Origin of the sequence: Streptomyces sp. NPDC047880, from assembly GCF_040706515.1 — a bacterium.
Lineage (GTDB): Bacteria > Actinomycetota > Actinomycetes > Streptomycetales > Streptomycetaceae > Streptomyces.
The window spans coordinates 85,003-98,976 of sequence record NZ_JBEZOK010000017.1; the positions used below are offsets into that span (position 1 = coordinate 85,003).

The window sequence follows — 13,974 nt, forward strand, 5'->3', positions numbered from 1 at the left end:
CGGAGGCCGCCACGACCCAAGTCAGGTTAGGCTCACCTCTGTGAGTACGTGCTCAAGCGTCTCCCGGGACTTCGACGAGCCCGTTTCGGGAACCGCGGCCATCGCGAGGACCTGGCTGTTGCTGGAACAGCCCGGTCCGTGGGGTGCCAAGGCGCTCACCTCGAGCCACCTGGACCCCGCCCTGGGGCGTGCCCTGGAGTCGGCCGCCAAGGACACGGGCGTGCGGATCGCGCTCATCCGCCGCCCCGGGCGCCACGCGGACCGCCGCATGCCCGCCATGCGCCGGGTCTACGTGGCGCACGTGGTCCCGGGGAATGTGTGGCTGCACAGCGCCTCGACCTCGGACCCCGGGCAGCTGCTCGGCCTCGACTTCGCGGCGCTGGGCCGGGGCGACCACCGCACGTTCGACGCGCTGCTCGGCGGCCGGCCCCACGAGGGCGGCCCGCTGGCCCTCGTCTGCACCAATGGCAAGCGTGACCGCTGTTGTGCCCTCCTCGGCCGTCCCCTCGCGGCCGAGCTGGCGACGTCCGGGGTCGAGGGTGTCTGGGAGGTCACCCATCTGGGTGGTCACCGTTTCTCCCCCACGGCGCTCGTGCTGCCGTACGGATACGCGTACGGCCGGGCCGAGGCCCACTCCCTCAAGGAGGTCCTGCACGGCGCCCGGGAGGGGCGCATCGTCGTGGAGGCGTGCCGGGGCAGCTCGGCCTGGGACCGGCCCGGCCAGGCTGCTGAACTCGCCGTGCGCACCAGGATCGGCGAATTCACCGCGGAGGCGCTGAGCGTCGTCCGAACGGCTGGCGCCGCCCAGCGCTGGGAGGTGACCGTCGCCCACACCGACGGACGCCGCTGGCAGGTCGACGTGGCACAGAGCGCGGGTCTGCCGCCCCGCCCGGAGAGTTGCGGGGCGTCCGTGCTCGGTTCGCCCGCTCGGATGGACGTGGTGGCGGTGCGCGAGCTGCGACTCGCGACGGCACTGGCCGGCTGACGGCCGGGCTTCTGCTGCGAGGCGCAGGGCTACCGCTGCCGGTTGGTGGCATGGACGCCGCGATCAAGTATTGATGTCCTCGTCAAGCATGGACGCCACCGTTGAGGACCTGACGCCCCTGCTTGCCCACATTGATCTGGAGATCCACGCCACACCCGTCTAGGGCAGGTAGCCGTCCGCACGTACGGTCGTGGGTATGAGCCGCACTCCCCCCGCACGCCGCCTGCGCCTCGGCCTGCCCCGGAGGGTCTTCTCACAGGTGCTGCTGATGCAGGTGGTGATCGCCGCGGGGGTCGCGGTGCTGGCCACCGGGCTGTTCCTCGCGCCCCTGAGCAACCAGCTGGACGACCAGGCCATGCGCCGCGCCCTCGCGATCGCGCAGACGACCGCGCAACTGCCCGACCTCGCGAAGGACCTGCGGGACACCCCACCCTCGCCGAACGGCCCGGTCCAGCGGGAAGCCGAACGGATCCGCAAGGCCACCCAGGCCCAGTACATCGTGGTGATGGACTGGCGGGGCGTGCGCTGGTCGCACACCGACCCGCAGCAGATCGGCGGCATCGTCTCCACCGACCCCGGCCAGGCCCTGGCCGGCAAGGAGGTCATGGAGATCGACAGCGGCACCCTCGGCCGCTCCGCCCGGGGCAAGGTGCCGCTGCGCGACAGCGACGGCAGCGTCATCGGCGCGGTCTCGGTCGGCATCGCCTACGACAGCGTCCGGGCCCGGCTGATCCACGCCATCCCAGGGCTCCTGGCGTACGCCGGCGGTGCCCTGGCCGTGGGCGCGCTGGCCGCGTGGGTCATCTCACGGCGGGTCCAGCGGCAGACCAGGGACCTGGCGTTCTCGGACATCGCGGCGCTCCTGTCCGAACGTGAGGCGATGCTGCACGGCATCCGGGAGGGCGTCGTCGCCCTGGACCGCACCGGCCGCATCCGCCTCGTGAACGACGAGGCACAGCGCCTGCTCGGCATCGGGGAGGCGGTGCTGGGCCGCTCCCCCGACGAGGCGCTCGGCACGGGGCGTACGGCCGATGTGCTGGCCGGACGGGTCACCGGCACGGATCTGCTCACGGTGCGCGGCCAGCGGGTGCTGGTCGCCAACCGCATGCCCACCGACGACGGCGGTGCCGTGGCCACCCTGCGCGACCGCACCGAGCTGGAGCAGCTGGGCCGCGAGCTGGACTCCACCCGCGGCCTGATCGACGCCCTGCGCGCCCAGGACCACGAGCACGCGAACCGTATGCACACGCTTCTGGGGCTGCTCGAACTCGAGATGTACGACGATGCCGTCGAGTTCGTCGGCGAGGTGGTCGGTGACCACCGGGCCACCGCGGAACAGGTCACCGAACGGATCGAGGACCCGTTGCTCGCCGCCCTGCTGGTCGGCAAGGCGACCGTCGCGGCCGAGCGGGGCGTCGCCCTGTGGGTGTCGGACCGGACCCGGCTGCCCGACCGGCTGGTCGACCCCCAGGGTCTCGTCACGGTCGTGGGCAACCTGGTGGACAACGCCCTCGACGCCGTCGCCGGAGAGCCACACGCGCGCGTGGAGGTCGAACTGCGCGCCGAGGGGCGCACGGTGGTCCTCAGGGTGCGGGACACGGGGCCGGGGATCCCGCCGGAGCACCGGGAGTTGATCTTCACCACGGGATGGTCCACGAAGAAGCCCCCGGCCCACCGCGAGCGGGGCATCGGACTCTCCCTGGTACGCAGGCTGGCCGAACGACAGGGTGGCAGCGCCACCGTCGGCGAAGCACACGGCGGAGGTGCGGAGTTCACCGTCGTCCTGCCCGAGGCGCTGTCCGAGTCCGGCCCGGAACCGGCCGTGCTGACCGTGCCTGCAGCTACGCAGACCGCCGAGAAGGAGTCGTGATGATCGAGGTCCTGGTCGTGGACGACGACGTGAGAGTCGCGCGGGTCAACGCCGCCTACGTGGAGAAGGTGCCGGGCTTCCATGTCGCCGGTGAGGCCCACAGCGCCGCGGAAGCGCTGCACCGGCTGGAGACGCTGCCGCGGCTGGACCTGGTGCTCCTGGACCACTACCTGCCGGACGCCACGGGGCTCGAGGTCGTCCAGGAGATGCGACGGCGCGGCGACCAGACCGACGTGATCATGGTGACGGCGGCCCGGGACGTCTCCACCGTGCAGGCGGCGATGCGGCACGGCGCTCTGCAGTACCTGGTCAAGCCGTTCGCCTTCGCCGGCCTGCGCGGCAAGCTGGAGGCCTACGCGGAGCTGCGCCGCACCCTGGACGGGGGCGGGGAGGCGGAACAGGCCGAGGTCGACCGCATCTTCGGCGCGCTGTCGGCACCGTCGGAGCCGGACCTGCCCAAGGGTCACTCCCCCACCACCGCGGAGCTGGTCCGCCAGTCCTTGATGCATGCGGAGGGACCCCTGTCCGCCCTGGAGATCGCCGAGCGGACCGGGGTGAGCCGTCAGACCGCCCAGCGTTATCTGAAGCTCCTGGAGCGCACAGGACGGGCCAGGCTCACCCTCAAGTACGGCGACGCGGGCCGCCCGGAACACCGTTACGTGTGGGCGACCCGCGGGTAGGACGGCAGTCCTGGTGGCCGGCGTCCTCCCTGAGCGCACCGTCCCTACGCCGCCCCCGCTCCCGTCAGCGACCGCACCTCGGTCTCCGCGTGCTTGGCCTCGTCCGGGACCTCCGCCGAGGTGACCGTCCCCAGCCAGCCCGCGAGGAAACCGAGGGGGATCGAGACCAGGCCCGGGTTCTGCAACGGGAAGTACTGGAAGTCGAGGGCCGGGAAGAGCGAGTCGGGGCTGCCGGAGACCACCGGGGACAACACGACGAGCACCACGGCCGGGACGAGACCGCCGTAAACGGCCCACACTGCGCCCCGTGTGGTGAAGCCGCGCCAGAACAGGGAGTACAGCAGCACCGGCAGGTTCGCCGACGCGGCGACGGCGAAGGCCAGGCCCACCAGGAACGCCACATTGAGGTCCCGCGCCAGCAGACCGAGCCCGATCGCCACCACACCGACGCCGACGGCCGCGACGCGGGCCACCGCCACCTCGCTGCGCGGCTTCCCGCCGCGGCGCCGCAGGGAGGCGTGCAGGTCGTGGGCCACGGATGCCGAGGACGCGAGCGTGATGCCGGCCACCACGGCGAGGATCGTCGCGAAGGCGATCGCGGCGACGACCGCGAAGAGAACCGTCCCCCCGGTGGATCCCGCACCACCGCCCAGATCCAGCGCCAGCAGCGGAACCGCCGTGTTTCCGGCCGCGTTCGACCCGCGCACCGCGTCCGGCCCCAGGATGGCGGCCGCACCGAACCCGAGCACGATCGTCATGAGATAGAAACCGCCGATGAGTCCGACGGCCCAGACGACCGAGCGGCGGGCGGCGCGCGCGGTGGGCACGGTGTAGAAGCGGGACAGGATGTGCGGCAGCCCCGCCGTACCCAGCACCAGTGCCAGGCCCAGACTGACGAAGTCGAAGCGGGCGGTCCAGTCCCCGCCGTACTTCAGCCCCGGTGCCAGGAACGCCTCCCCGTGCCCGCTGCGCTCGGCCGCCGTGAGCAGCAGCCGGTCCACGTCGCCGTGGAACCGCATCAGGACGAGCACCGTGAGCGCGACGGTGCCCCCGAGCAGCAGGACTGCCTTGACGATCTGGATCCATGTGGTCGCCCGCATCCCGCCCAGTGACACGTAGATCACCATAAGCGCGCCCACGCCGATGACCGTCCAGGACCGCGCCGCGTCACTCGTACCGCCGAGCAGCAGCGCCACCAGGCTGCCCGCGCCGACCATCTGCGCCACCAGGTACAGAACGGAGACCGTGACCGAGGAGGTTCCCACCGCGATCCGGACCGGCCGCTCCCTCATCCGTGACGCCACCACGTCGGCGAGGGTGAACCGGCCGCAGTTGCGGACCAGTTCGGCGACCAGGAACAGCACCACGAGCCATGCCACGAGGAACCCCACGACATACAGCAGCCCGTCGTAGCCGAACAGCGCGATGAGTCCGGTGACTCCCAGGAAGGACGCGGCCGACATGTAGTCACCCGCGAGGGCAAAACCATTCTCCATCGGTGAGAAGAGCCGCCCTCCGGCGTAGAACTCCTCAGCCGAACCACGCCTGTTGTGGCTGCCCCATGTGGTGATTCCCAGCGTGACCGCGACGAACGCGCTGAAGAGCAGCAACGCCAGTGTCTGGTGTTCCCCGGTCACGGCCTACCACCGCTCACACCACGCGCCAGTTCCTGCGTGTCCCACCGCAGTTCGAGCGCCGCCCGGTCCCTGCGCAGCCGCGCGTGCCGTGCGTACGCCCAGGTGAGCAGGAACGTCGACAGGAACTGCCCCAGCCCCGCCACCATCGCCACGTTCACCGCCCCCGCGACGGGCCGCGCCATCAACTCCGGCACGGTCGTGGCAGCGACGACGTAGCCCACGTACCAGGCAAAGAAGGCCACGAACGCCGGCACCACGAACTTCCGGTAGCGCCGTCGCACCTCCTGAAAGGCCGCACTGCGCTGTACTTCCAGATACACATCGGCCGCCGCGGGCCCCGTCCCGTCCTCCCCGCGCGCAGGCGGAACCAGCGCATGGGCGTGCGCCCTGTCATCGGCCGACTCGCCCCAACCGGAGGCGAGGGCGTCGTACCAGGGATCGTCGTACCTGAAATGTTCGGCCTCCTCGGCCAGGACCGGGGCCTGACCGTCGAGGGTGTCGGCCGGACTCTCCTGGTCCGTTCCGCCGCCGCGGGGACGGCCCTTGCTCTGCTGCATACCCAAGCATGGACAGAACGGGAAGATCCCCGACTCTTCTTCCCCTCCCACTTCACCCCATCAGGTGACTAAACCGCTGGTGGCCGCACAAGTCCCTTCGCGTAGGCGTAACGCACCGCCTGCGCGCGGTCCTTGAGCCCGGTCTTGGTGAAGAGGTTGTTGATGTGGGTCTTCACGGTCGCCGTGGACACGTGCAGCCTGCGGGCGATCTCCGGGTTGCTGAGCCCCTCAGCGATGAGGAGCAGCACCTCCGTCTCCCGGGCGGTGAGCCCGTCCGGCGGCTCAGGGGGCCCGGCCGGTCCGGTGTCCGACTCGGTGAGGCGCTCCAGCAGACGTCTCTGGATGCCCGGTGAGAGGCCCGCGTCTCCCGACAACACGTTGTGCACGGCCCGCACGATCTCGTCCCCGCCCGCATCCTTGGTGAGGTAGCCGCGCGCCCCCGCAGCCAACGCCGGGAACAGCGACTCGTCGTCCGCGAACGTCGTGAGCACCACGACCTGCGTCCCGGGGTGCTCCGCGCGGATCCTGCGGGTCGCCTCCACTCCGTCGCAGCGGGGCATGCGCAGGTCCATGAGCACCACGTCCGGAGCGAGCCCGGCGACAAGCGACACCGCCTCCTCCCCGTCTCCCGCAGCGCCGACGACCTCGATCCCAGGCAGCAGACCGAGCAGCATCACAATGCCTTCCCGCACCACGGTCTGGTCGTCCGCGACCACCACCCGGGCGGGCTTCGGCCCGGCCTCCTGCGTCATACCGGCACCTTCAACGTCACCACGAACCCCTCCTCGCCGGGCCCCGCCTCGAGGGAACCACCCAGCAGCTCGGCGCGCTCCCGCATGCCCAGCAGACCGTACCCGGCGCCCGTCCCGGTCAGCTCGCCCGGCGAAGCCCCCGAGTCCCGCACGTCGAGCGTCACTTCGTGCGGACGGTAGTCGAGCCTGAGGTGGACCTTGGCGCCCGGGGCATGCTTGCGGACGTTCGTCAGAGCCTCCTGGGCCGCTCGGCGCACGGCCTGGGAAGCCTCGCCCGGCAAGGGTCTCCGTTCACCCGTGATGGTGATCCCGGCGCCGTCGGCCGCGCCCACCAGCCGGCGCAGATAGTCCTCCAGCGGCGTCAGCTCGCCACGCAGAGCGGAGAGCGCCTGCCGGGTCTCCTCGAGGCCGCCCCGCGCCATCTCCCGCGCCGCGACCACGCGTTCACGGACCTGCTCCGGTTTCCCTCCTCGCTCGATCAACAGCCTTGCCGCCTCCAGGTGTACGAGCTGGGCCGAGAGACTGTGGGCCAGTACGTCGTGGATCTCCCGCGCCATGCGGGCCCGCTCCGCGAGCGCCGCCGTCTCCGCCTCGGCCGCCCGCGCTGCCCGCTCCTGGGCGAGAAGCCGCAGGGCACCGGCACGGGCCTCGGCGTCCAGGCGCAAGGTGGAGCCGGCCAGGACGATGCCCATGCCGGTGACCACGGTCGTCAGTACGTCGTCGTTGCTGACCACACCGTATGCGCTCAGTGCCACTACCGCGGCGCTCAGGGCGACGGCCGACGGCAGGCGCTCCAGCGCCGAGACGGCGCAGCCGCAGAGCAGGACAGGTGCGGCGACGCTGAAACCGGACAGCTGAGCTGCGATGGCGATGACGATCAACAGGGCGAGCGAGACCAGCGACGGCCACAGCCGGTGCCGGAGCGTGGTCCGGAAGAAGGTCCAGGCCAGCACGGCCGCGAGCAGGACACCTACGGCGCCGGCCGCCGCTTTCCGACCGCTCGCGTGGCTGTCGGAGAAGGCACCCCACAGCAGCAGGCCGATGACCAGCGTCCGCACCGTCCAGGCCAGCAGGCACCGGGAGCGTGAGAGACCCTCTCGGCTCAGTGCCTCCCGGGAAGGCCAATGCGTCCAGGCGTTCTTCCTCACACGCCCTCTCTCCCCACGAGCTGTGTCGCGGCGACACCGTACGCCTCGCCAAGCCTCGCGCCAGGGCGCGAGGATCGCGCACGCCGGGCCAGGATCCCGGCCTGGACGAGAAGGGTGCCGGCGAGCCCCAGCAGCAGGGCGGGGCTGTCCTGGTGAACGCCCGCTGCCGTGCCGAGCGCGAAGAGACCGACGCGCAGCGCGATGCCGACACCCCAGACGGCGAGGCTCGCCGTGCTGCTCCTGCTCCAGACCGTGCCGTCCGGGTCCGCCCATATCCGGGTGGTCCAGGCCCAGCCGGCTCCGGTCGCCAGGCCGACGAGCAGCTCGGCGCCGAGCAGGAGCGCCGAGGCCGTGGGGTGACGCGCGTCGAGAAGGCCGGGCTCGCGCAGCGCGAGCAGGACCAGGATCGCGGGCAGGAGCCACCAGCGGTGCTCGCTGTCGATCCGGCGCGCACGGAACTGCCTGCCTATCACCACGGCGGCGACGAGCACGATCACCAACGCGTCGACGAGCCCGGACATCACAGCCTCCGTGAGCGGGAGAGGGGTGTCGGCAGCGAGTGCCGCCGATGCCTACGACGCTACGGAAGTCGCAATGCCAAGGAATCGGAGCCCGGGTGGATCACGGGTTGATTCCCGGCACGGTGTCTCTCCACCCGGGGGTGGAGAGACACCGTTCGCGGCCAGACGGCGGGCGTGCACCCGGGACCTGGACGCCCTTGTCCCGGCGCCCGCGCCGGCGGAGCTGCGGCGCTACAGGCCCGAAACCGGGCGTCCGGCATGCGGGATCACCGCGGGGAGCGACCGGCCATCGTGCCGACCCGGCGGCGGTACCCGGCTGGGGACAGGCGAAGCAGCTACGCGTCGATCCGCGAACGGTCGAGCGTCGCCGCCGAGTTGGAGATGAACTCCTTGCGCGGCGCCACGTCGTTGCCCATCAACAGGTCGAAGACCTGCTCGGCGGCCTCCAGATCGGAGAGGTTGATCCGGCGCAGCGTGCGGTGGCGCGGGTCCATCGTCGTCTCGGCCAGCTGGTCGGCATCCATCTCGCCGAGGCCCTTGTAACGCTGGATCGAGTCCTTGTAGCGGATGCCCTTGCTCTGGAACTCCATGAGCTTGTCGCGCAGTTCGCGGTCGGAGTACGTGTAGACGTACTTGTCCTGGCCCTTCTTCGGCTGGACGATCTCGATGCGGTGCAGCGGCGGCACCGCCGCGAAGACCCGGCCGGCCTCGACCATGGGCCGCATGTAGCGGTGGAACAGCGTCAGCAGCAGGGTGCGGATGTGCGAGCCGTCGACGTCGGCGTCGGTCATCATGATGATCTTGCCGTAGCGGGCGGTGTCGATGTCGAAGGTCCGGCCCGAGCCGGCTCCTATGACCTGGATGATCGCGCCGCACTCGGCGTTCTTCAGCATGTCCGTCACGGACGACTTCTGGACGTTGAGAATCTTGCCGCGGATCGGCAGCAGCGCCTGGAACTCGGAGTTCCGGGCGAGCTTCGCCGTACCGAGCGCGGAGTCTCCCTCGACGATGAACAGCTCGCTGCGGTCCACGTCGTCGCTGCGGCAGTCGGCCAGCTTCGCCGGCAGCGAGGAGGACTCCAGGGCCGTCTTGCGGCGCTGCGCGTCCTTGTGCTGCCGGGCGGCGATGCGCGTGCGAGCGGCGGCGACGGCCTTCTCCAGCACGACACGGGCCTGCTGTGCGGCGTCCCGCTTGGTGGACGTGAGGAACGCCTTGAGTTCCTTGGTGACCACGTTGTTCACGATGCGGCGGGCCGCCGAGGTACCGAGGACCTCCTTGGTCTGGCCCTCGAACTGCGGCTCGGCGAGGCGCACGGTGACGACCGCGGTCAGGCCTTCCAGGGCGTCGTCCTTGACGATGTCGTCCTCGGCCACACGCAGCAGCTTCTTGGTGCGCAGCACCTCGTTCATCGTCTTGGCGACGGCCTGCTCGAAGCCCGCGACGTGGGTGCCACCCTTGGGGGTGGCGATGATGTTCACGAACGAGCGGAGGGTCGTGTCGTAGCCCGTCCCCCATCGCAGCGCGATGTCCACGCCGAGCTCGCGGGTGACCTCGGTGGGCGTCATCTGGCCGTGGTCGTCGAGGACGGGGACGGTCTCCTTGAAGGTGCCCTGCCCGGAGAAGCGGAGCACGTCGCAGACCGGCTTGTCGTTCGCCAGGTACTCGCAGAACTCGCTGATGCCGCCGTCGAAGCGGAAGGATTCCTCGCCCTTGCTGCCGCCCTCGCCGAGCCCGTACTCGTCGCGCACGACGATGGTGAGGCCGGGCACCAGGAAGGCCGTCTGGCGGGCGCGCTGGTGCAGCGTCTCCAGGTTGAGCTTGGCGTCCTTGAGGAAGATCTGCCGGTCGGCCCAGTACCGCACGCGCGTGCCGGTGCGGGTCTTCGGGATCTTCTTGGCTTTGCGCAGGCCGCCCTTGGCCTCGAACTTGGCGTCCGGGCCGTTCCCCGCGAAGGCGCCGGGAACACCGCGCCGGAAGCTGATCGCATGGGTGTGCCCAGCGCGGTCCACCTCGACGTCCAGCCGCGCGGACAGGGCGTTCACCACGGAGGCGCCGACGCCGTGCAGACCGCCGGAGGCGGCGTAGGAGCCGCCTCCGAACTTGCCGCCGGCGTGCAGCTTGGTCATGACGACCTCGACACCGGAGAGGCCGGTCTTGGGCTCGACGTCGATCGGGATGCCCCGGCCGTTGTCCCGGACCTCGACCGATCCGTCGTCCTGGAGGATCACCTCGATGTGGTCGCAGTACCCGCCCAGGGCCTCGTCGACGGAGTTGTCGATGATCTCCCAGACGCAGTGCATCAGACCACGGCTGTCGGTCGACCCGATGTACATGCCCGGGCGCTTGCGCACGGCCTCGAGCCCCTCGAGGACGAGCAGGTGCCGCGCGGTGTAGTTGGATCCGTCCCGGTCTGCTCCTGCCAGCAGAGCTGTGGACGGCACGGACGTCTCGGCGGTCACGCGGTTCGCTCCTCGCTGAATTTCGGATGGCGCCCTTGTGGGTAAGGGCGCGGCTTCAGTCACCGGTGAGAGGGTACCGAGGCCTGGTAGAGCCGTTGTAACGCCACCCTCGTCGAAAACTCACACTAGTCCACACTCGTATGAGTGTTCGATCCCTCGATGGAGTGAAGTACACATCACGTTCCCTTCGAGGCATGAACCATTTAGGCTCCGGGCACGTCCTCATGAACAACCGGCAACCCAGCCGGGAGGACCGACCACCGATACAACGCGAAGCCCCGTAAGACACATAGACACGCAATACGGCACATTCGCCGCCAACCGGCAGCAGACAGCCGCCTCGCAAAGATTCTTTCGAGGAAAAGCCACGAGCGGGAACGTTTTGGGGCTGGTTGGATGTTGACCCTGGTACGACAGCTCGTCGAGCTAGAGAAGAGGCGACGTGACTACTGTTCTGACCCCCGCGAGCCCGCTGACGGCCGCTGATCGCTGCGACCGCTGCGGCGCCCAGGCGTACCTGCGCGTCGTCCTGCTCAGCGGCGGAGAGCTGCTCTTCTGCGCCCACCACGGGCGCAAGTTCGAGCCGGAACTCAAGAAGATCGCCGCTGAGATACAGGACGAGACGGAGCGGCTCACGTCCGCTCCCGCGAACGCCGCCGAAGAAGAGCGCTGACACCTCGCGTCCGACGACGAGCCAGCCCGGCACAGGCCGGTGGACGGGCGGTTGCCTCTGATCACCAGAGGCAACCGCCCGTCCGCGTCAGCCGGCCCGGCCCAGGCTCCGCCCGGACGCCTCACACGCCTTCGGACGACGCCTGTCTCCAGCCGAGCGTCCGCATGATGTCGGACACCCTCATGTACACGCCGGGGTTGCCGGCCTGGCCACAGCCGATCCCCCAGGACACGAGTCCGATCAGGCGCCCCTGGGCCACGAGCGGGCCTCCACTGTCGCCCTGGCAGGCGTCCCGGCCTCCCTCGACCTCACCGGCGCAGAGCATGCCCGTGGCATCGTAGGTGCCCTCCGACCCGCCTGGATACGCCTCCTCGCACAGCGCATCGGGAAGCACACGCACCCGCGCCGCCCGCAGGCTGTCCGGGTACTCCCCGGCCCCCGAGATGTCGCCCCACCCGTACACGGTCGCGGTCTCACCCGCCGTGTACGCCGGATCGCCGCCGGCCGCCATGGTGATGATCGACTCACCCTGGATCGGTTCGGCGAGCGTGAGCACAGCGAAGTCCCCGGCATTGCTGATCCCGTCGTAGGCCGGATTCACCCACGTGCGGCGCACGTCGATCTCCTGGCCGTCGCGGTCCGCAAGCAGGTCCGTGCGTCCGACTATGACCTTGAGGTCCCGCACTCGCTCCGGCGGCCTGCCCAGGACGTTCTCGTCCAGACAATGGGCCGCGGTGAGCACGGTCGTGCGGCCGACCGCCACACCCCCGCAGAACTGACCCGCGCGCGTACCCCCGAACCGGTCACGGCTGGACAGGGCGACTGTCCACGGGCTCTGGGACACCTCGACGGGAAAGCCACCTATGACCACGCTGTCGGCGGCCACAGGAGCGCTGGAGCCTATGGCCAGGGCGGGTACCGCGGCTACCAGGGCCAAAGGCAGAAACAGAGCTCGTGCCAGACGGCGACGCATACGCACTCCTCACTCCGTGGTGTCCATGGGAAACCCAGAGTGATCCACCGCGCGTGACCCCGCACCCGCGGCGGCGCAGCACCGCGAAGGCCCGGTCCCCCTCGGGAACCGGGCCTTGCGCGCCGTACGACCTGACTCAGTCGAGGTAGTCGCGCAGCACCTGCGAACGGGACGGGTGGCGCAGCTTCGACATGGTCTTGGACTCGATCTGGCGGATCCGCTCACGCGTGACGCCGTAGACCTTGCCGATCTCGTCGAGGGTCTTCGGCTGACCGTCGGTGAGGCCGAAGCGCATGGAGACCACGCCCGCCTCGCGCTCGGACAGGGTGTCGAGAACGGAGTGCAGCTGCTCCTGGAGGAGCGTGAAGCTGACGGCGTCGGCCGGGACGACCGCCTCGGAGTCCTCGATGAGGTCACCGAACTCGCTGTCGCCGTCCTCGCCCAGCGGGGTGTGCAGCGAGATCGGCTCGCGGCCGTACTTCTGGACCTCGATGACCTTCTCCGGGGTCATGTCGAGCTCCTTGGCCAGCTCCTCAGGGGTGGGCTCGCGGCCCAGGTCCTGGAGCATCTGGCGCTGCACACGCGCGAGCTTGTTGATGACCTCGACCATGTGCACCGGGATACGGATGGTGCGAGCCTGGTCGGCCATGGCGCGGGTGATCGCCTGACGGATCCACCAGGTGGCGTACGTGGAAAACTTGTAGCCCTTGGTGTAGTCGAACTTCTCGACCGCGCGGATCAGACCGAGGTTGCCTTCCTGGATGAGGTCCAGGAAGAGCATGCCGCGGCCGGTGTAGCGCTTGGCCAGGGAGACCACCAGACGGAGGTTGGCCTCCAGCAGGTGGTTCTTGGCGCGGCGGCCGTCCTCGGCGATGATCTCCAGCTCGCGCTTGAGCTTGGGGGCGAGCTTGTCGGCGTTGGCCAGCTTGTCCTCGGCGAACAGACCGGCCTCGATGCGCTTGGCGAGTTCGACCTCCTGCTCGGCGTTGAGCAGGGGGACCTTGCCGATCTGCTTGAGGTAGTCCTTGACCGGGTCGGCGGTGGCGCCGGCTGCGGCGACCTGCTGGGCGGGCGCGTCGTCCTCGTCCTCGTCGGAGAGTACGAAGCCGGCGTTCTCGGTGGTGCCCTCGGGCTCCTCACCGGGCTTGCCGGGGGCTGCCTCCTCGAGTACTTCCTCCTCGAGGATCTCGGCGTCGTCCTTCTTCGCGCTGGTCTTCTTGGCCGCCGTCTTCTTGGCGACGGTCTTCTTCGCGGCCGCCTTCTTGGCGGTCGTCTTCTTGGCAGCCGCCTTCTTGGCGGGCGCCTCCTCCTCGACGGACGGCTCGGCGGCGGGCGCCGCCGGCGTGGCGGTGGCGGTGGCCTTCCGGGTGGTCACCGCCTTGGCCGCGACCGTCTTGGTGGCGGTGCGCTTGGCGGGACTCTTCGCTGCGACGCTCTTTCGGGTGCGCTTGGGCTCTGCGGCACTGACCATCAGCGTCACACCCTCTTCCTCGAGGATCTGGTTGAGGCTGCGCAGTACGTTCTTCCACTGAGTGGCCGGAATCTGGTCAGCTTCGAAGGCCCGACGCACGTCATCGCCGGCGATCTGCCCCTCAGCCTTTCCCCGCTCAATGAGCGCCATGACAGAGACGGACTCGGCGATCTCCGGCGGGAGCGTACGGGATGTGCTGGCCGACACGAACAACCTCTCGGAACGTTGGAAAACGGCTTCCGGCCCCG

The 13,974-nt window shown here is 70.1% G+C and carries 12 protein-coding genes; 4 read left to right on the forward strand and 8 right to left on the reverse strand.

Going from position 1 to position 13,974, the window contains the following annotated elements:
- Positions 1-40 precede the first annotated feature (40 nt).
- The 3 genes from AB0937_RS24470 (at position 41) to AB0937_RS24480 (ending at position 3,535) form a co-directional block, all read left to right on the forward strand.
- Entirely contained in the window at positions 41-985 is a 945-nt protein-coding gene (locus AB0937_RS24470) for a sucrase ferredoxin (protein WP_366714311.1), read from the forward strand.
- A gap of 196 nt (positions 986-1,181) precedes the next feature.
- A complete protein-coding gene (locus AB0937_RS24475; RefSeq protein WP_366714312.1) occupies positions 1,182-2,855 on the forward strand; it encodes a sensor histidine kinase in 1,674 nt (557 codons plus the stop codon).
- Complete coding sequence (locus AB0937_RS24480) at positions 2,855-3,535, forward strand: response regulator (protein ID WP_234846544.1); 681 nt, start codon at positions 2,855-2,857, stop codon at positions 3,533-3,535. The genes AB0937_RS24475 and AB0937_RS24480 overlap by 1 nt, the downstream gene beginning before the upstream one ends.
- A 44-nt stretch (positions 3,536-3,579) precedes the next feature.
- On the opposite strand, the gene AB0937_RS24485 is transcribed toward AB0937_RS24480, so the two are convergent.
- The 6 genes from AB0937_RS24485 to AB0937_RS24510 all read right to left on the reverse strand — a co-directional run bounded on the left by AB0937_RS24485 (position 3,580) and on the right by AB0937_RS24510 (position 10,609).
- Positions 3,580-5,172 carry a cation acetate symporter gene (locus tag AB0937_RS24485; RefSeq protein WP_366714313.1) on the reverse strand — a complete coding sequence of 531 codons (1,593 nt, stop codon included), beginning with the start codon at positions 5,170-5,172 and terminating at the stop codon, positions 3,580-3,582.
- A complete protein-coding gene (locus AB0937_RS24490; protein ID WP_366714314.1) occupies positions 5,169-5,729 on the reverse strand; it encodes a DUF485 domain-containing protein in 561 nt (186 codons plus the stop codon). The genes AB0937_RS24485 and AB0937_RS24490 overlap by 4 nt, the downstream gene beginning before the upstream one ends.
- Before the next feature lie 68 nt (positions 5,730-5,797).
- Complete coding sequence (locus AB0937_RS24495) at positions 5,798-6,481, reverse strand: response regulator transcription factor (protein ID WP_366714315.1); 684 nt, start codon at positions 6,479-6,481, stop codon at positions 5,798-5,800.
- Entirely contained in the window at positions 6,478-7,629 is a 1,152-nt protein-coding gene (locus AB0937_RS24500) for a histidine kinase (RefSeq protein ID WP_366714316.1), read from the reverse strand. Before AB0937_RS24500 ends, AB0937_RS24495 begins: the two co-directional genes overlap by 4 nt.
- A complete protein-coding gene (locus tag AB0937_RS24505) occupies positions 7,626-8,150 on the reverse strand; it encodes a DUF1453 domain-containing protein (protein ID WP_366714317.1) in 525 nt (174 codons plus the stop codon). Before AB0937_RS24505 ends, AB0937_RS24500 begins: the two co-directional genes overlap by 4 nt.
- A 335-nt stretch (positions 8,151-8,485) precedes the next feature.
- The gene (locus AB0937_RS24510) at positions 8,486-10,609 is read right to left on the reverse strand and encodes a DNA topoisomerase IV subunit B (protein WP_366714318.1); all 2,124 of its coding nucleotides are present in this window, start codon (positions 10,607-10,609) and stop codon (positions 8,486-8,488) included.
- A gap of 442 nt (positions 10,610-11,051) precedes the next feature.
- Here AB0937_RS24510 and AB0937_RS24515 point away from each other — a divergent pair, with 442 nt between their 5' ends.
- Positions 11,052-11,282, forward strand: a complete 231-nt coding sequence (locus AB0937_RS24515; RefSeq protein ID WP_234846548.1) for a hypothetical protein — start codon at positions 11,052-11,054, stop codon at positions 11,280-11,282.
- A 121-nt stretch (positions 11,283-11,403) separates the two neighbouring features.
- On the opposite strand, the gene AB0937_RS24520 is transcribed toward AB0937_RS24515, so the two are convergent.
- Entirely contained in the window at positions 11,404-12,255 is an 852-nt protein-coding gene (locus AB0937_RS24520; RefSeq protein WP_366714319.1) for a serine protease, read from the reverse strand.
- Between the two features lie 136 nt (positions 12,256-12,391).
- A complete protein-coding gene (locus AB0937_RS24525) occupies positions 12,392-13,933 on the reverse strand; it encodes an RNA polymerase sigma factor (RefSeq protein WP_366714320.1) in 1,542 nt (513 codons plus the stop codon).
- Positions 13,934-13,974 lie beyond the last annotated feature (41 nt).